General features: G+C 72.2%; 13 protein-coding genes and 1 riboswitch. Of the genes, 6 read left to right on the forward strand and 7 right to left on the reverse strand.

From position 1 onward, the window contains the following. Positions 1-103: 103 nt before the first annotated feature. Positions 104-733 (reverse strand): ParA family protein, encoded by a 630-nt coding sequence (locus JHW41_RS00730; protein WP_057949611.1) that lies wholly within the window; start codon positions 731-733, stop codon positions 104-106. Between the two features lie 269 nt (positions 734-1,002). Here JHW41_RS00730 and JHW41_RS00735 point away from each other — a divergent pair, with 269 nt between their 5' ends. Continuing rightward, complete coding sequence (locus JHW41_RS00735; protein ID WP_250448681.1) at positions 1,003-2,919, forward strand: Calx-beta domain-containing protein; 1,917 nt, start codon at positions 1,003-1,005, stop codon at positions 2,917-2,919. A 24-nt stretch (positions 2,920-2,943) separates the two neighbouring features. On the opposite strand, the gene JHW41_RS00740 is transcribed toward JHW41_RS00735, so the two are convergent. After that, positions 2,944-3,852, reverse strand: coding sequence for an AEC family transporter (locus tag JHW41_RS00740; protein ID WP_250448683.1), 909 nt, complete (start codon positions 3,850-3,852; stop codon positions 2,944-2,946). Between the two features lie 311 nt (positions 3,853-4,163). On the opposite strand from JHW41_RS00740, the gene JHW41_RS00745 reads away from it, so the two are divergent. Beyond that, positions 4,164-5,648 carry an AAA family ATPase gene (locus tag JHW41_RS00745; protein WP_250448685.1) on the forward strand — a complete coding sequence of 495 codons (1,485 nt, stop codon included), beginning with the start codon at positions 4,164-4,166 and terminating at the stop codon, positions 5,646-5,648. A gap of 215 nt (positions 5,649-5,863) precedes the next feature. Here the strand turns inward: JHW41_RS00745 and JHW41_RS00750 are convergent, their stop codons facing one another. Beyond that, complete coding sequence (locus JHW41_RS00750) at positions 5,864-6,487, reverse strand: TetR/AcrR family transcriptional regulator C-terminal domain-containing protein (protein ID WP_250448687.1); 624 nt, start codon at positions 6,485-6,487, stop codon at positions 5,864-5,866. A gap of 88 nt (positions 6,488-6,575) precedes the next feature. Here JHW41_RS00750 and JHW41_RS00755 point away from each other — a divergent pair, with 88 nt between their 5' ends. Next, positions 6,576-8,030 (forward strand): TCR/Tet family MFS transporter, encoded by a 1,455-nt coding sequence (locus JHW41_RS00755; protein ID WP_250448689.1) that lies wholly within the window; start codon positions 6,576-6,578, stop codon positions 8,028-8,030. 37 nt (positions 8,031-8,067) lie between these two features. On the opposite strand, the gene JHW41_RS00760 is transcribed toward JHW41_RS00755, so the two are convergent. The 3 genes from JHW41_RS00760 to ggt all read right to left on the reverse strand — a co-directional run bounded on the left by JHW41_RS00760 (position 8,068) and on the right by ggt (position 11,676). Continuing rightward, positions 8,068-8,415 carry a gamma-glutamylcyclotransferase family protein gene (locus JHW41_RS00760; protein ID WP_078996543.1) on the reverse strand — a complete coding sequence of 116 codons (348 nt, stop codon included), beginning with the start codon at positions 8,413-8,415 and terminating at the stop codon, positions 8,068-8,070. A gap of 90 nt (positions 8,416-8,505) precedes the next feature. Further along, on the reverse strand, positions 8,506-9,534 hold the full coding sequence (locus JHW41_RS00765; RefSeq protein WP_250448691.1) for an ATP-grasp domain-containing protein: 1,029 nt from the start codon (positions 9,532-9,534) through the stop codon (positions 8,506-8,508). Positions 9,535-9,548: 14 nt separating this feature from the next. Beyond that, a riboswitch (S-adenosyl-L-homocysteine riboswitch) is annotated at positions 9,549-9,626 on the reverse strand. Between the two features lie 304 nt (positions 9,627-9,930). After that, complete coding sequence (ggt, locus tag JHW41_RS00770) at positions 9,931-11,676, reverse strand: gamma-glutamyltransferase (RefSeq protein WP_250448692.1); 1,746 nt, start codon at positions 11,674-11,676, stop codon at positions 9,931-9,933. 214 nt (positions 11,677-11,890) lie between these two features. Between ggt and JHW41_RS00775 the strand changes: the two genes are divergently transcribed. From JHW41_RS00775 to JHW41_RS00785, 3 genes are all read left to right on the forward strand, one after another. Continuing rightward, positions 11,891-12,856 carry an Mbeg1-like protein gene (locus JHW41_RS00775; RefSeq protein WP_250448693.1) on the forward strand — a complete coding sequence of 322 codons (966 nt, stop codon included), beginning with the start codon at positions 11,891-11,893 and terminating at the stop codon, positions 12,854-12,856. Between the two features lie 50 nt (positions 12,857-12,906). Next, complete coding sequence (locus tag JHW41_RS00780; RefSeq protein WP_250448694.1) at positions 12,907-13,644, forward strand: ankyrin repeat domain-containing protein; 738 nt, start codon at positions 12,907-12,909, stop codon at positions 13,642-13,644. Between the two features lie 94 nt (positions 13,645-13,738). Beyond that, positions 13,739-14,536, forward strand: coding sequence for an ankyrin repeat domain-containing protein (locus tag JHW41_RS00785; protein WP_250448695.1), 798 nt, complete (start codon positions 13,739-13,741; stop codon positions 14,534-14,536). A gap of 67 nt (positions 14,537-14,603) precedes the next feature. Here JHW41_RS00785 and JHW41_RS00790 read toward each other — a convergent pair whose 3' ends face one another. Next, positions 14,604-17,471, reverse strand: coding sequence for an ATP-binding protein (locus JHW41_RS00790; protein ID WP_250448696.1), 2,868 nt, complete (start codon positions 17,469-17,471; stop codon positions 14,604-14,606). Positions 17,472-17,476: the final 5 nt, after the last annotated feature.

The raw sequence follows: 17,476 nt of genomic DNA on the forward strand, positions 1-17,476 counted from the left end.
TGCGGCGGCGGGCGTGGGTGAATGCGAGGAGCGAGCGTAGAGGAGTGGGGAGTGGGCAAAAGCTTTTTCTCGCGTCTCACTCCTCTGCGCTCGCTCCTGGCTGTTACTTCTTCAGCCACTTCAACAACGGCGCCCAGTCCGCCTGGTGCTCGCGGATCTGCTGCGAGTGGTAGTCGAACAGGCTCTTGCCCAGCGCGGTCATGACCACGTAGGCCTGGCTGTCGCGGATCTGCCCGACCACCGGGTAAGGCCATTCGCTGAGCAGTTCCAGCGCCTGCTGCGAGGCGTTGGTCCAGGGCTTGAGCTTGTTGCCGACCAGGCCCACGCGCAGCTGGCCGCGGCGGATGCGCGGGTGCTGGGCGAGGGTGTCGAGGAACGGCACGGTGGCTTCGATGTCGAGGGTGGACGGCTGGATCGGCACGATCACCGCGTCGGCGACGTCGAGGAAGGCCTCCAGGTCCTCGGCCATGGCCCCGGCCGGGGCGTCGACCACGGCGCGCTGGGCGTCTTCGGGCAGGTGCTTGCGCCAGGCCTTCTTGCGCGTGCCGTCCAACGGCAGCACCGCGCTTTCCAGGACCGAGCGGCGCTGCGCCCAGCGGGTCGAGGAGCCTTGCGGGTCGGCGTCGATCAAGGCCGTGCGCAGGCCTTCCAGTGCCGCTTGCGCGGCGAGGTGGGTCGCGATCGTGGTCTTGCCGACACCGCCCTTGGAACTGGCCACCAGCACGGTCTTCATGCGAGCTCCCTCCGGATCGGAGCCCCAGCGTACACCGGGCTCATGCAGCCGGTCATCACGCCCCGGCGCGAGCGGCGGCCGGGCCGGGCGGGCGCCGGGAGCGCGGACGGACGAGGTGCCGCCGACACGACGCCGCTACGACGTTACTTGGAGTTGAGGCACATTTTTGCTGAACAAGAAAAGCTAAAAGATCTCATTTTGTGTGTACTAAATCCGGCCGCCGCGACGATTGGGTCTGGTAGGTCCGATTTCCTGGGGGAGGGCGTCGAATGCAGTCGTGTCATGACCCGGCGGTCGTGCCGCCACGACGCTGCGCGCGCGCGCTGCTGGCCGCGGCGCTCGCCGCCGCCAGCTTCGCCGCGCCGGCGCAGGTGCAGCGCACCTTCGTCAACCTGGGATTCGAAACCCCGAACATGGTCACCGCGGCCTGCGTGGGCTTCTACGTCGGCCCGCAACAGGTCACCGGCTGGAACACCACCGAGACCAACCGCACCGCCGGCGGCTGCGGCGTCACCGCGAACCCGGCCACCGGCCCGGTGCTGGAGCTGTGGAACAACGGCGCCCTGGGCGTGACCGCGCGCACCGGCAAGCAGCACGCCGAGCTCAATGCCTACACCGCCTCGCGCGTCTACCAGAACGTGTGCATGACCAACGGCGAGGTCATCAACTGGCGCCTGAGCCACCGCGGCCGCGATTCGGCCACGGTCCCGGACGTGATGGACTTCGGCATCAACGCGACCGGCAGCACCAGCTCGGCCATCACCACCCAGGTGGCGCGCATCGGCACCACCAACAACGGCACCGACCGGATCAACGCCGCCGGCGCCGCGCAGCCGTCCTTCGCCAGCCTGGGCACGCTGACCATCGGCGGCACCACCGGTGGCTGGCGCGACTACAGCGGCACCTTCACCTACACCGGCACCACCGGCGTGCAGCAGCTCGGCTTCGCCGCGGTCAGCAGCGCGCTGGGCAACATCTCCTCGGGCAACTTCCTCGACGAGATCCAGGTCACCCTGACCCCGTATCTGGAATTCGATCCGACCAGCTACACGGTGCGCGAAGGCACCGCCGGCACCCTGCCGCAGATCCGGGTGATCGGCACCGTGCCGGCCGGCGGCATCACCGTGCCGATCCAGATCACCGGCGGCACCGCGACGGTCGGCAGCGACTACACCGTCGACAACGGCACCGCGACCCAGGTCGACGTGGCCATCCCGGCCGGTACCTACGACAACCGGACCTTCCCGATCCCGATCACGGTCGTCGACGACAACGTGATCGAGGACAACGAGACGGTGACCTTCACCGTGCAGCCGGTGCCGGGCTCCTTCACCCTGACCTCCACCTCGACCTGCAGCGCGGCGGCGCAGGCCAGCGCGACCCTGACCATCCTCGACAACGACGTCGATCTGGCCACGACCAAGACCGTCGGCAATGCCGCCCCGACGCCGGGCACCAACACCCAGTTCACCGTCGACTTCCTCAACAACACCTCGCGCCCGACCGTGGCGGACACGACCGCCCACGACGCCTCGGTGAACCTCGCCGACGCGGTGCCGGCCGGGCTGACCTTCGCCTCCTGGACCTGTGTCGGCACCGGCGCGACCTGCCCGGCGAGCAGCGGCACCGGCGCGATCAGCGGCATCGCGACCCTGCCGGCCGGCGCCGCCGGCAGCGCCGGCGGGCGGTTGACCTACACCATCACCGCGACCCTGGGCGCCGGCCAGTGCGCGGCGATCGCCAACACCGCCACGATCTCGGCGCGCGCGCCGGTGGCCGAAGGCGCTTCGGCCCAGGCCGGCTTCAACACCCCGGCCCCGGGCGGCACCGCCAACAACAGCGCCAGCGCCAGCGTCGATGCGGTGTGTGCGGCGCTGTCGCTGCGCAAGTCCGACAACGCGACCACGTACACGCCCGGCGGCTCGGCCACTTACGTGCTGACCGCGTGCAACGCCGGCCCCGACGCCGCCAACGGCGCCACCATCAGCGACACCCTGCCGAACGGCGTGCGCCTGGGCGCCGCGTGGTCGTGCGGCGGCAGCGGCGCGGTGCCGGGCACCTGCCCGGCCGGCGGCGGCGCGGCCGGCGACAACAGCCTCAGCGTCGCCGGCGTGAACCTGCCGGCCAACGGCTGCGTGGCGGTGAGCGTGCCGGTGAACTTCAGCGCCAATCCGGCGGATTACTGAGGCGGCCCGGCGCGGGCGGCGGGCTCACCCCACCGCCACCCCCGCCCACAGCGGCAAGGTCGCCAGCGACAGCAGCAGGCCATAGCCGACCATCGCCGCCGCCAGCCGCGGCGCCAGGCCGTGGGCGATGGCCAGCGCGCCGGCGGTGACCATCGGCGGCATCGCCGATTCCAGCACCGTGGTCCGCGCCATCTCGCCGTGCAGGCCCAGCAGCGGCACCAGCGCCCAGGCCAGCGCCGGCATCAGCGCCAGCTTCAGCGCCAGGCCGGCGGCCAGCGGCTTGAGCTCTTCGCGCGGCAGGGTCAGTTTCACCGACAGGCCGATGGTCAGCATCGCCAGCGGCAGCAGCGCGTCGGACAGGCGCTGCAGGCCGCCGGCGATCCAGCTCGGCGGTTCGGACGGCATGACCGTGAAGCCCAGCACCAGCGCCCACAGCGGCGGGAACCGCAGCACCCGGCGCAGCATGTCGGCCGCGCTCGGGCGGGCGTCGCCGCCGTAGCGCGCCAGCACCCACAGGCCGAAGGTCGACAGGATCAGGAACGCGCCGAACTGGTCGTAGACCACGGCGTAGGGCAGGGCGTGTTCGCCGATCAGGGCGCGGGTCAGCGGATAGCCCAGGAAGCTGGTGTTGCCCAGCGCCACCGTCAGCAGCAGCACCGCGTGTTCGTCGCGGCGCAGCTTCAGCGCGCGCGCCAGCGCGCCGACCAGCAGCACGGTCGCGGCCAGCAGCAGCCACGGCACCGCGGCCACGCCGAGCAGGGCCGGTTCCAGGTGCAGGCGCGGGGCGTAGCGCAGCACCGCCGCCGGCAGGCAGACGTAGAGCACGACCAGGTTCAGCACCTGGGCGGCGTTGTCGGGCAGGGCGCGCAGGCGCTGGAACAGATAGCCCAGCGCCAGCATCGCCAGGACCAGGGCGAAGGCGTCGAAAGCCATGGGGCGCGGCGTGGCAACGGTGACGGCCATGGTCGCGGCTGGCGCGCGCGGGCTCAAGACGGCTTTCGGATTAGGCCGGCGCGACGAGCCGTCTCGGGCGCGGTTTGTGCGTCGCGTCAGGGGCGGGGGAGGAGAAGTGAGCGCAGAGGAGTGAGAAGTGAGTAGAAGCGGCCGAAATCCCGGCTCTTAATCGCTCCTCACTCCTCTGCGCTCACTTCTGGCCGGCCCCCAGCTCGCTCGCATCGCCCCACCCAGCCCGCTCCATCTGCCCGACCGCCGTATCATGGCCGTTCCACGGACGACCCCGGCCCATGAGCGACCTGCAAGACCTCACCGCGCTGATCCGCGCCAACACCCCGTTGATCGTGATCGAGACCCGCGACGAAACCCGCGTGGTCGAGCTGTTCCGGCAGGCGTTGATGAACGTCTGGCGCGCGCTGTACCGCTGGTCGATCACCGAGGGCCTGCGCCGGATCGACCTGGACCGCGAAGACGAATCCGAGACCGCGCCGGACATCTCCAACACCCTGCAGGCGATCCGCCACGCCGACCAGCGCGGCATCTACCTGCTGTTCGACGCGCATCCCTACCTGGCCTACGCCGGCACCCAGCGCCAACTGCGCGAGATCGCCCAGCGCCGCGAGTGCGAGCCGCACGTGCTGGTGATGATCGGCCACAAGCTGGAACTGCCGCCGGACCTGGACGCGCTGGCGGTGCGCTTCACCCCGCGCCTGCCCGACGCCAACGCCCTGCTCAAGCTGGTGCGCGAGGAAGCGGAGAACTACGCGCGCGAGAACGGCGGCCGCCGGGTCGAGGCCGACGGCGAGGCGGTCCAGCAGATCGTGCGCAACCTGCAGGGCATCGACCCGGTCGATGCGCGCCGCATCGCCCGCCACCTGATCTTCCGCGACGGCGCGCTCAACGCCGACGACCTGCCCGAGCTGGCCAAGCTCAAGTTCGAGCTGCTAAACCGCTCCGGCCACCTGCATTACGAATACGACAGCGCGCGCATGACCGAGGTCGCCGGCGCGCGCCGGCTCAAGCGTTGGGTCGAACAACGCCGCGCGGTGTTCGCCGGCGCGCAGCCGCCGCCCGGGCTGGACCCGCCCAAGGGCCTGCTGCTGCTCGGCGTGCAGGGCTGCGGCAAGTCGATGATCGCCAAGGCGGTCGCCGCCGGCTTCGGCGTGCCGCTGGTGCGCCTGGACTTCGGCACCTTGTACGACAAGTTCCACGGCGAAACCGAAAAGAACCTGCGCGCCGCGCTAGCCTCGGCCGAGCAGCTGGCGCCGGCGGTGCTGTGGATCGACGAGATCGAGAAGGGCCTGGCCGACAGCGGCGACAGCGACGGCGGCGTGTCGCGCCGGGTGCTCGGCTACCTGCTGACCTGGATGGCCGAGCGCAAGTCGAAACTGTTCCTGGTCGCCACCGCCAACCAGATCGACGCGCTGCCGCCGGAACTGCTGCGCAAGGGCCGCTTCGACGAGATCTTCTTCGTCGACCTGCCCGCCGCCGACGTGCGCGAGGAACTGTTCGCGATCCACCTGCGCCGGCGCTCGCTCGACCCGGCCGGCTTCGACCTGGCGGCGCTGGCCGCGGCCAGCGACGGCTTTTCCGGCGCCGAGATCGAACAGGCCATCGTCGCGGCGATGTACGCCGCGCACGCCGCCGGCACGGCGTTGTCGGACTTCCAGGTGCGCGCCGAACTCAAGCAGACCCGGCCGCTGTCGGTGGTGATGGGCGAGCGGGTGACGCAGCTGCGCGAATGGGCGCGCGGGCGGACGGTGCCGGCGGATTGAATCCGGACCGTGGCGCGTAGGCCGCGGAGGCCAGGCCGGTTCGTACTGAGGCGATCATCGCGGCGGCGCGGCGTCGGATCGGAAGGCGTCGGGCCTGAAGGCCCTCCCACCAGAGCCCGCCGTCGCCGCGGCAGCGATGCCGCTTTTGTGGGAGGGCCTTCAGGCCCGACGCCGTTCGATCGGACCGCCATATCGCCCACCCGCGCCCGCCGCTCTCAGCCCCCGCGCCGCGCGATCGAAACCTCGAACCCCGCGATCAACGCCCGCAGCCCGTACTCATAGTCGGCCTCGATGTCGCTCTGGCTCATCACCGGCTGGGCCTGGGCGAGCAGCGGGTAGCGCTGCGGGTCCGGGCTCATCGGCGCCTGGCCGGGGCCGCGGCCGGCTTCGGTCGCGGCCTGTTCTTCCAGCACCCAGCCGACGGTGTAGTAGCTCAGCGAGATCAGCGCGCGGATCGCGTCGGACGCGCTGAATCCGGCCGCGGTCAGGTAGACCAGTTCGGCCTCGACTTCGCCGAAATCGTGCGGCTGCGGGCGGGTGCCGACGTGGACCCGGGCGCCGTCGCGGTGGGCGAGCAGGCAACGCCGGAACTCGCGCGACTGCGCCGCCATCCACTCGCGCCAATCGGCGCAGGCGGCCCGGTCCACCGGCCGGTGCCCGGCCAGCATCGCCTCGGCCAGGGCGTCGAGCAGCTCGCGCTTGTTCTTGAAATGCCAATACAGGCTGGGCTGCTGCACGCCCAGGTCCTGGGCCAGGCGGCGCGTGGTCAGGCCGTCCATGCCGACCTCGTCGAGCAGCTTCAGGGCGGCCGCGACCACCGTCTCGCGCTGCAATTTCATGGATGTCGGTCTCCGGCCGGCGGGGCTTGTGTCCCTATCGACGATAGATTAGCATCCGCTGCGAATCTATCGCTGATAGGGAAGTGTCATGCACACCCCGATCCAATCGTCTGCCGCCGCGCCGGCCGAATCCGCAGGCTCCGTAAGTCCCTCGAGCCCCTCAGGCCCCGCAGGCCCTGCCGGGCCGACGCCCGCGGTACCGACCCCGGCCCCGGCCGCCGGGCGCGATCCGCGCGGCGCCGAGGCGACCGCCACGACCCGGTCGCCCGCACCGGCACCGGCGCCGGCCGCCTCCGGCCTCAACCTCGCCCTGGTCCTGATCCTCGCCACCGTCGCGCTCGACGCCATCGGCATCGGCCTGATCGCGCCGGTGCTGCCGCAACTGCTCGACGCGTTCGGCGTGCACGCCAACCTGGCCCTGCACGCCGGCGCCCTGACCGCGCTGTACGCGCTGATGCAGTTCGTCTGCGCGCCGGCGCTGGGCGCGCTCAGCGACCGCTTCGGCCGCCGCCCGGTGCTGCTGTGCTCGCTGTTCGGCAGCGCCGTGGACTACCTGCTGATGGCTTGCGCGCCGTGGCTGTCGCTGCTGTACCTGGGCCGCGCCATCGCCGGGGTCAGCGGCGCCAGCGGTTCGGTCGCCGGCGCCTACATCGCCGACATCTCCGACGAATCCCGGCGCGCGCGCCGCTACGGCTGGCTCGGCGCGAGCTTCGGCCTGGGCCTGGTCGCCGGGCCGGTGATCGGCGGGCTGCTCGGCGCGGTGTGGCTGCGCGCGCCGTTCCTGGCCGCGGCCGCGCTGGCGACGCTGAACTTCGCCCTGGCCTGGCTGGCCCTGCCCGAGCCGCGACGCCCGCGCGCGCCGGCGCCGCCACGCGCGCGGCCGTCGCTGCGCGAGCTGGCGCCGTGGCATTCGCTGCGCGAACTGGGCCGGCTGCCGGACTTGGCCCCGCTGCTGTGGCTGTACCTGGCGATGCAACTGGCCGGGCAGGTGCCGGGCACGCTGTGGGCGATCTACGGCCACGACCGCTTCGGCTGGAACCCGACCGCGGTCGGCCTGTCGCTGGCGGCGTTCGGCATCATCCACTCGCTGTTCCAGGCCTTCGCCACCGGCCGCATCAGCGACCGCTTCGGGCCCTCGCGCACCCTGCTCGGCGGGGTGATCTCCGACGTGCTGGGGTATCTGGCGTTCGCCTTCGCCCGCAGCGTCGCGACCCTCGCCCCCGGCCTGCTGCTGGCGGCCGGCGGCGGCATCGGCGGGCCGGCGCTGCTGGCGATGTCGAGCGAGCGCACCGACGAAGCCCGCCAGGGCGCGCTGCAAGGCGTGCTGGCCAGCCTCGCCAGCCTCGCCGCGGTGATCGGGCCGCTGCTGTTCGGCGCGATCTACGTCGCCGGCGCCGGCCACTGGGACGGCTGGGTATGGGTGGTCGGCGCGGCGCTGTACCTGCCGTGCGTGCCGGCGCTGCGCAAGCTGTTGCGCGGTCCGGCGAACGCGTCGGCCGCGCCCGCCGATGCCGCGCCCATCGAAGCCGCGCCCGGCGCTTGAACGCGTCGGGCCGCGGCGGCGCCGGGCGACGCGCGGCTCAGGCCTGCACGTACACCCAGGCGCGCCGGCCCGAGGCCAGCTCGGCTTCGACCCGGCGGTAGTCGTCGACTTCGTACTCGTCGGCGTGCGCCAGTTCCGCCGCGCTGATCGCGAACACCGTGCCGGCGACGCGATCGGCCGCATCGCCGCTGGCGGCGACGATGGGGTGATGGGTTTCGCCGCTGGTGGCGACGACCTGCGGGTCGTCGATCTTCACCATCGTGCGGCGGAACCCGACCAGCGCGTCGGGCTCGCCCTGCAGCAGCCGGCCGAAGGTGGCCTGCTGCACCGCCGGCAGTTGCAGGGTGCCGTAGGAAAACAACAGCTCTTGGTGGGAGTCGCTCATGACGGCCTGGATACCGGTACGCGCAAGGATGCTGTCGACGCTAAGCGGCGCCGGCGACGCGCGCAACCGCGGCGCGCCGCCGGCGCAGGCTCAGGCCGGCGATGCCGCGGACGCGCGCGATTCGCGCAACCCCGACCAGCGTTGCGCCAACTGCGCGGCGAACGCGCGCGCCGCCGGCGGATGCGCGGCCAGGTGCAGGAACGGTTCGATGAACTCCAGCTCCATGATCCGCAACGTGCCGTCGACGACCACCCCGTCCACGCGCACATAAGCGTGGTCGCGATGGCCGAGCGCGGCGACCGCGTCGAGCGCGCGCCGCGCCGCGGCCAGCACCGGCGCCGGCGGCTCGGTGAGATCGGCGCTGCCGCCGAAGTAGGTCTGCACGCGATAGTCGCCCTGCGCCGGCTTCTTCAACACCGCATGGCTGTAGACGCCGCCGAAGAACAGCAGCGACCACTCGCCGTCCTCGACCACCTGCGGCAGGAACGGCTGGATCAGGTAATCGAGTTCGCGCGGCAGCGCCGCCAGCGCCTCGGCGAAGGCGGCATCGCCGATGCGCCCGCGCACCGTGTTCCAGGCGCCGCCGCTGACGCTGGGCTTGACCACCACCTCGCCCTGCATCGACGCCAGCGCGGCGTCGAGTTCGCCGCCGCGCGCGTGCACGGTGGCGACGATCGACACGCCTTGCGCGGCCAGGTCGAGCAGGTAGCGCTTGTCGCTGTTCCACACCAGCAGCGGCAGCGGGTTGGCGATGGGGCAGCGCAGCGCGTCGATGCGCTGGTACCACTGCAGGAACTCGGTGTAGCGCTGGAAATAGTCCCAAGTGCTGCGCACCAGCAGCGCATCGTGCCCGGCCCAGTCGACGGCCGGGTCGCTCCAGATGCGCGGCCGCGCGTGGATGCCGTGCTCGCTCAGCGCGGCGAGCAGGCCGGCGTCGTCCTCGTGCGGCTGCGGTTGCACGTCGGAGACGACCAAGGCGAGCGACAGCGGCGGATCGAAGACGATGAAGTCGGGCGAGCGCGGATCGGTGGCGGGTTGCCGCGGATCGTGCGGGGCGGCATCGTGCAAGGAAGAATCGGGCAGGGTGGAATCGGGCGAAGCAGAAACGACGACGGACATGGCGCCTCCGAACATGCGGGAGGGCGCCCTTGCTCGGCATCGCGGACCGAGCGTGGCGGAGCGCAGGCTCCGTCGCAGCACCCCTCGGGCCGGATCGCGCCGCGCCGCGATGGCGCTGCGCAACTGGACGCATCGCGTGGCGATGCAGGCGCAGTGTTCGATGCGATGCGGCTGGCTGTCAACGCATGAAGCAACGACGGGCGAAAATAGCGAAAGCTTCGCGAGCGCGGGCGTGGGGGCGCGAAAATTTTTCGCGTTCGCTTGCGACAGGGTTCGTCGTCGTTGCGTTTTCGCGGTCGCAGCTCGCGCAGCTCCTACAATCGCTTCCTGTAGGAGCTGCGCGAGCTGCGACCGCGACAATATGGCTACGACGCAAGCGACATCCGCATCGCGACCTTAATACCCCGCCGCCTGCCCGTCCTTGCGCGATTCGCTGGCGCCGACGTAGCCGCCGTTGGGATTGACCATGATCGCCTGGTAGCCGCCGTACGGCCCCAGCGCGAAGCGCACGCTGTGGCCGCGCCGCACCAGCTCGCGCACGGTCTCGTACGAAAAGCCGGTTTCCAGATCCAACTCGCCGCCGTCGCTCATCGCCACCGCCTGCCCGGCCGGTTCGGTCGAGCCGTCGTGCTGGATGCGCGGCGCGTCGCCGGCTTCCTGCAGGTTCATGCCGAAGTCGATCATGTTGATCAGGATCTGCGCGTGGCCCTGCGGCTGCATCGCTCCGCCCATCACCCCGAACGACAGCCACGGCTTGCCGTCCTTGGTCACGAACGCGGGGATGATGGTGTGGAACGGCCGCTTGCCCGGCGCGAACGAATTGGGATGGCCTTCCTTGAGCACGAACTGCTCGCCGCGGTCCTGGAAGATGAAGCCCAGCCCCGGCGGCGCCATGCCGCTGCCCATGCCGCGGTAGTTGGACTGGATCAGCGAGACCATCATGCCGTCGGCGTCGGCCACGGTCATGTAGATGGTGTCGCCCTGGTCGAGCTGCGCCGGCGTCGCCGGCTGCGCTTCCTTGAGCACCTTGTCGAGCGAGATCAGTTTGCGCCGCTGCGCGGCGTAGTCCTTGGAGATCAGCTTGGCCACCGGCGAGGACTGCTCGAACGCCGGGTCGGCGTACCAGCGCGCGCGGTCGGCGAAGGCGAGTTTCTTGGCCTCGGCGAACAGGTGCACGTGCTCGACGCTGCCGAAGCCGTGCGACTTCAGGTCGTAGCCTTCCAGGATGTTGAGGATCTGCAGCGCGGCGATGCCTTGCCCGTTCGGCGGCAGTTCCCAGACGTCGTAGCCGCGGTAATTGCTGCTGACCGGCTCGACCCACTCGCCGTGGTGCGCGGCCATGTCCTCGTAGCTCAGATAGCCGCCGTTGGCCTTGAAGTAAGCGCCGACGGTGCGCGCGATCGCGCCCTTGTAGAACGCGTCGCGCCCGCCCTGGGCGATCTGCTCCAGGGTGTGGGCGAGGTTGGGGTTCTTCCACATCTCGCCGGTGCGCGGCGCGCGCCCGTCGAGGGTGAACTGCTCCTTGAAGCCCGGCCACTTCGACAGTCGCGGTACCGAGGCGTTCCAGTAGTACGCGATCACTTCGTGCACCGGATGGCCTTCGCGCGCGTAGCGGATCGCGGGCGCGAGGTTCTCGGACATCGGTTTGCGGCCGAAGCGCTCGTGCAGGGCGAACCAGCCGTCGACCGCGCCGGGCACGGTCACCGGCAACGGCCCGTGCGGCGGGATTTCCTTGAGCCCGCGTTTCTGGAATTCGGCCAGGCTCAGCGACTGGGGCGAGCGGCCGGAGCCGTTGTAGCCGTAGAGCTTTTTCGTCTTCGGGTCCCACACGATCGCGAACAGGTCGCCGCCGACGCCGTTGCCGGTCGGCTCCATCAGCCCGAGCGCGGCGTTGGCGGCGATCGCCGCGTCGACCGCGCTGCCGCCGGCCTTCATCGCGTCCAGCGCGATCTGGGTGGTCAGCGGGTGCGAGGTCGCGGCCATCGCGTGCGGCGCGTACACCTCGCTGCGGGTGGCGAAGGTCTTGCCGCCGATGCGGTCGGCGGCGTGCGCCGACGCCGGCGCGAAAGCGCAGGCCAGGGCCAGCGGCGCGAGCAGCGCCGCCGCGCGGCGCGGCCGCAGGGCGGAGATCGAAACAGGCATGGCGGTACTCCCCGGGACAGCCTGCGACGATAGCGCAGGCGCGCGGCCGACCGATGTAGGCCGAAAGTCGAGCGGCGCGAGCTCCGATGCCGCGACGCGGGGCGCAAGCGCGACCGCGGTCGAACATGAATGCGCGGCCCTCGGGTCTGCCCCAGTTGTGGCGCGCGCATACGGCCACGTAGGTTGGCTTCCATCCGATGGGAGGGGTTTCGCGATGAACGTGCAGCTGCAACCGACCCAGCTTCAGCCGACCTGGCAAAAACCGCTCGAACCGCTGGCGCCGCAGCTGCCGTTGAATCCGCCGGTGCCGCAAGGCTCCTATGCGCTGGACCCGAGCTACCACCCGCAGCTGGCCGCGCTGAAGGGCCCGGCCGCCAACGCCGCGCCGGACCCGACCTCGTTCGACCAGCAACTGCGCGGCCAGGATTCGCAGGCCATCGACCTGGAAATGGCGCAGATCTCGCAGGCGGTCTACAACCCCGACACCCAGACCGTCGGCAACTGGACCCGCCTCGACGACGCCCAGCTGACCCAGGCCGGGATCGACCCCGGCTCGCTGGAGAACAGCGACACCGGCTTCCGCGCCGGCATCTACACCGACGGCAACGGCAAGTACGTGGTCGCTTACGCCGGTTCCAACGACGTGCAGGACTGGATCACCAACGCACGCCAGGGCATCGGCTGGGATTCCAAGCAGTACGACCAGGCCGTGCAGCTGGCCCAGGACGCGCAGCAGGCCTTCGGCGAGAACATGGTCATCACCGGCCACTCGCTCGGCGGCGGCCTGGCCGCGACCGCGGCGCTGGCCAGCGACACCGCCGCGGTGACCTTCAACGCCTCCGGCGTGCACGACGACACCCTGCGCGGACTGGGCCTGGACCCGTCGACCGCCCGCAACGACGCCGCCGACGGCCAGATCCGCCGCTACAACGTCAGCGGCGAGATCCTGACCGCGGCGCAGGAAGACGTGCCGATCCTCAACGGCATCCCCGACGCGCCCGGCCACGAGATCAACCTGAAGGACCCGGACCCGCCGAAGGCGCCGGACTTCACCTGGAACCCGATCGAGATGGCCAAGCGCACCGCCGAGTACGTCGCCGACAAGGCCACCCGCCCCGGCGAGCTGCATGCCATCGGTCCGGTGATCGAGGCGCTGCAGCAGCAGACGCCGTGGCAGTGACGTGACCGGGTCGGCTTGGCAGCGGCGCGTACGCTGAGCACAATCGGGCCATGATGCGTACCGCCGCGATCGTTGCGTCGAGCCTGTTGCTGGCCTTGGCGGCCGCGGCCTGCCGGGGGAATTCGATGGACGATGCGAAGCAGGCCTTTCCCGACGCGCGCAGCGCGCAGCTGGCGCAGGCGGTGGCCGCGGGCGACGCCGCGCAGGTGCGCGCGCTGGTCGCCGCCGGCGCCGACCCCAACGCGCGCGGCGACCGCGACGTGAACCTGTTGCAGTACGCGATGCTCAAGCAGAGCCCGAAGGGCCTGGAAGCGCTGCTCGACAGCGGAGCCGACCCGTCCCGCCCGGGGCTCGGCGGCGCCACCGCGATGCACGGCGCGGCCATCGCCAACGATCCGCAGTACCTGCAGTTGCTGTTGGCGCATCGCGCCGATCCCGATGTCGCCCATGCCGAAACCGGGCAGACGCCGTTGTCGGAGGCCGCCAGCCCGCGTTACCAGGCGCAGTTCGCGGCCTTGCTCAAGGCCGGCGCCGATCCCAACCGCGCCGACCGCATGGGCAACACGCCGCTGCACCAGGCGGCCAAGCTCAATGCCACCGCGCAGGTGCTGGCCTTGCTCGAAGCCGGCGCGGACCCGCGCGCGCGCAACGCCCAGGGCGCGAGTTTCCAGACCTTCCTGTTCAAGCTGCCGGCCGACAAGCTCAGCGAGCCGGCGCGCGCCGAACGCGCCAAGGTGACGGCGTGGCTGCAGCAGCACGATGTGGCGGTGGAGGACGGCGGGCGCTGAGGCGGTTCGCCGGCTTCGTGCCGCGCTGCGGCGTCCTCGCCGCATTCGCGGGTTAGCATCGGCGCATCTTCCACGCATCGACGCGGAGGCGCGCATGGCCTCGCTCATCCACGGTTCCCGCCACGCTCCCGTCGCGCGTTCGCTCGCGCTCGCCGCGGCGCGCGCGGTCGCGGCCGCGCTGGGCCTGTGGCTGTGCCTGTCGTCCGCGTCCGCCCAACCCGGAGTGCGCGCCATGCAAGCCCGCGAGGTCTTTCCCGCCGCGACCGCGGCCGAACTGGCCGAGGCCGCGGCCAGCGGCGACGCCGCGCGGGTGCGCGCCCTGGTCGCCGCCGGCGCCGATCCCGATGCGCGCGGCGCGCGCGGCATCACCGTGCTGCAGTGGGCGCTGTACCAGCGCAGCGTCGCCGGATTGCGCGCGCTGCTGGACGCCGGCGCCGATCCCGCGCGCGGCGCCGACGACGGCGCCACCGTGCTGCAACTGGCGGCGATGGCCGACGATCCGCAGTACCTGCGCGCGCTGCTCGAGGCCAAGGTCGATCCGAACCTGGCCAACACCGTCACCGGCGCGGGCGCGCTGGCCTCGGCGCTGATGGCCGAGCGCGCCGGCAACTTCGCCGCGCTGCTCGCCGCCGGCGCCGATCCCGGCCGCGCCGACCGCATGGGCAACACGCCGCTGCACGTGGCGGCCAAGATCAACGAATTCGGCCATGCGCTGACCCTGCTGCGCGCCGGCGCCGATCCGGGCGCGCGCAACGCGCAGGGCGTCACCTTCCAGCGCTACATGTTCATGAGCCCGGACCGCCTGCTCAACGCGCGCACCCGCGGCGAACGCGAGGCGGCGATCGCGTGGCTGCGCGAGCGCGGCGTGGCGGTGGAGAACGCGGCGAAGTGAGGGGCGGTGGATTCCGGCGGACGAGGCAAGACGCGAACGGTCGCGGCGCCGCGCGCGCAGGAACGCTTCAGCCGCTCAGTCGCCGCAAGCGTTGCAGCGCCGACTCCGCATCGCCGAGCAGCGCCGCCCACAGCGACCGATCCTGTGCGTGCACCGCGTGTTCCAGCGCCTGCGCCGCTTCGGCCAACTCCTGCGCGCCGACCAGTTGCGCCGCGCCCTTGAGCCGGTGCGCGTGGCGGTGCAGCGCGCCGGCATCGTCGTCGGCGCGCGCGCGATGCAGTCCGGCGAGGTCGTCGTCGGCGGCGGCCAGGAACTCGGCCAGCACCGTGGCGGCATCGCCGCCGCCGCTGTCGGCAAGCAGGCCGTGCAGCGTGTCCAGATCGAGCGGGCGACCCAGCTCGCGCCCCGGCGCCAGCGCCGATGCGGGCTGCGTCGGCGGCGCGTCGTCGGGTTCCGGCGCGATCCAGCGCCGCAGCGCCGCCGCCAGCGTCGCCGCGGCCAGCGGCTTGACCAGGCAGTCGTCCATGCCGGCCTCGACGCAGGCGTCGGCCTCGTCCTTCAGCGCCGATGCGGTCAGCGCCAGGATCGGCGTGCGCCGCGGATCGCCGGCGCCGATGCCGGCGCGCGCCTGTTCGGCGCGGATCGCCCGCGCCAGCGCGTAGCCGTCCATGCCGGGCATGCGCAGGTCGGTCAGGACCAGGGCGTAGCGGCCGCCGCGCCAGCGCCGCAACGCGTCCTCGCCGCCGGCCGCGGTCTCGCAGGCGTAGCCGGCCAGCGCCAGTTGCTGCGCCAGCACCAGGCGGTTGGTCGGATGGTCGTCGACCAGCAGCGTCAGCCGGCCTTCGCGCGCCGCGCGTTCGACGTCCGGCGGCGCGCGCGCGGGCAGCGCCGCGACGGCGTCGACGGCGAGTTCGGCGGCCTGCGCGCGGGCCAGTTCCAGATGCAGGCGCAAGGTGGTGCCCACGCCCGGCTCGCTGTGCAGTTCGATCCGTCCGCCCATCAGCTCGGCCAGGCGCCGGCAGATCGCCAGGCCCAGGCCGGTGCCGCCGTAGCGGTGCGCGGTGTCGGCGTCGGCCTGCTGGAACGGCTGGAACAACTGCCGCTGTTGTTGCGGGTCGATGCCGACGCCGGTGTCGCTCACGCGCAGGCACAGGCGGTCGCGCGGCGCGTCGTCGCCGGCGGCCGGCGCCAGCGCGGCTTCGAATTCCAGCGCCGCCTCGATCCGGCCGCGCTCGGTGAACTTGACCGCGTTGGAGAGGAAGTTGCCGAGGATCTGCCGCAGCCGCAGCGCATCGCCGCGATAGGCCGCGGCCACCCGCGCGTCGACCTCGCAGTCCAGCGCCAGTCCGCGCGCGCGCGCCGCGGCGAGGAAGCCGGCGACGGTGGCGCGCGTCAGTGCGGCCAGGTCCAGCGGCGCCGGCGCCAGTTCCAGCCGGCCGGCCTCGATCTTCGACAGGTCGAGGATGTCGCCGATGATCTGCAGCAGCGATTGCGAGGACTGCTGGATCACCTCCAGCGCCTGGCGTTGGCTCGGGTCCAGGCGCGAATGCGCGAGTACCTCGATCATTCCGGTCACGCCGATCATCGGCGTGCGGATCTCGTGGCTCATCGCCGCCAGGAACGAAGACTTGGCCCGGCTCGCGTCGTGCGCGCGCGCCTCGCTGGCGCGCAGCTCGCGTTCCAGCCGCTTGAGCGCGCTCAGGTCGGCGGCGATCACCAGCAGGCCCGATGGTTCGTCGTCGCCGCCGCCAGTGGCCGAGACCGCGACCAACGCCGGCACCCAGGTGCCGTCGCGGTGGCGCAGGCGGGTCTCGCGCGGCGCGGCGTGGGCGCGCGCGAGTTCGCGCAGCGCGGTCCAGTCGGCCGCGATCGGCCGGCCCAGTTGCGCGCCCAGTTCGCTCGCCAGCGCCCGCAACGCGCGGCCCTCGAACACCGAATGCAGCGGCGCGCGTCCGACCGCGTCGGCCTCGCGCAGGCCGAGCAGGCGTTCGGCGAACGGGTTGACCAGGGTGAAGCGGCCTTGCGCGTCGACCGCCATGATCGCGGTCTGGGCCGAATCCAGCAGCGAAGCCTGGAAGCGCTCGCGCCGCTCCAGTTCGGCGCGGGTGCGCTCGTTGCGGATCAGCTGGCCGGTCAATTCGGTCTCGAAGCCGAGCACGTCGCGGCGCATGTCGAGGAAGGTCTGCATCACCGCGCCGAGTTCGCCCGGCGGCAGCTCGCCGGGGTCGGCGGTGTAGTCGTGCTCGCGCATGCGCCGCGCCAGCCAGGTGAGTTGGTCGATGCCGCGCGAGGCGTTGCGCAGCACCCGCCGGCCGACCAGCGCCGCCAGCGTCAGCGCCAGCAGCGACACCGCGATGCGCAGCGCGCTGACCCGTTCGCTGCGGGCGATGTCGGCGCGCACCACCGCGTCGGCCTGGATCAGCTCCAGGTCGGAGAGCTTCTGCATGCGCTGGGTCAGCGGGTCGATCGCCGGGTACAGGCGGGTGTCGGCGAAGCGGCCCAGCGCCGGCAGGTCGCGCCGCAGCAGGATCGCGCGCAGCTCCTGCGCGGCGGCGTCGGCGGTGCGCCGGGCCTGGCCGGCGGCGGCGAGCTGTTGCTGTTCCTGCGGCGAATGCGGCAGCGCGTCGAGCCTGCGCCAGGCCGCATCGATGCGGGCGCGGGCGCGGTCGACCCGGCCCACGCCCTCGTCCCAGCCGACCAGGTCGTTGCGCACCCGGAAGGTGGTGTCGACCACGTCCAGGCCGTAGGCGTCGGAGATGGTCTTGATCAGGCGCAGCCCGCTCAGCGAGTCGTCCTGCAGGGTCTGCAGCGCGGCGCGGCCGCGGTGCTGTTCGAACTCGTCGAGCAGCAGCACGCTGGAGCCGGCGGCGAGGAACAGCGCGAACAGGCCCCACAGCTGGCGGCGGATGCTGATGCGGTCGAGCCAGGCGAACATGCCGC

The organism is Lysobacter enzymogenes, assembly GCF_023617245.1.
In the GTDB taxonomy this organism is placed as follows: domain Bacteria; phylum Pseudomonadota; class Gammaproteobacteria; order Xanthomonadales; family Xanthomonadaceae; genus Lysobacter; species Lysobacter yananisis.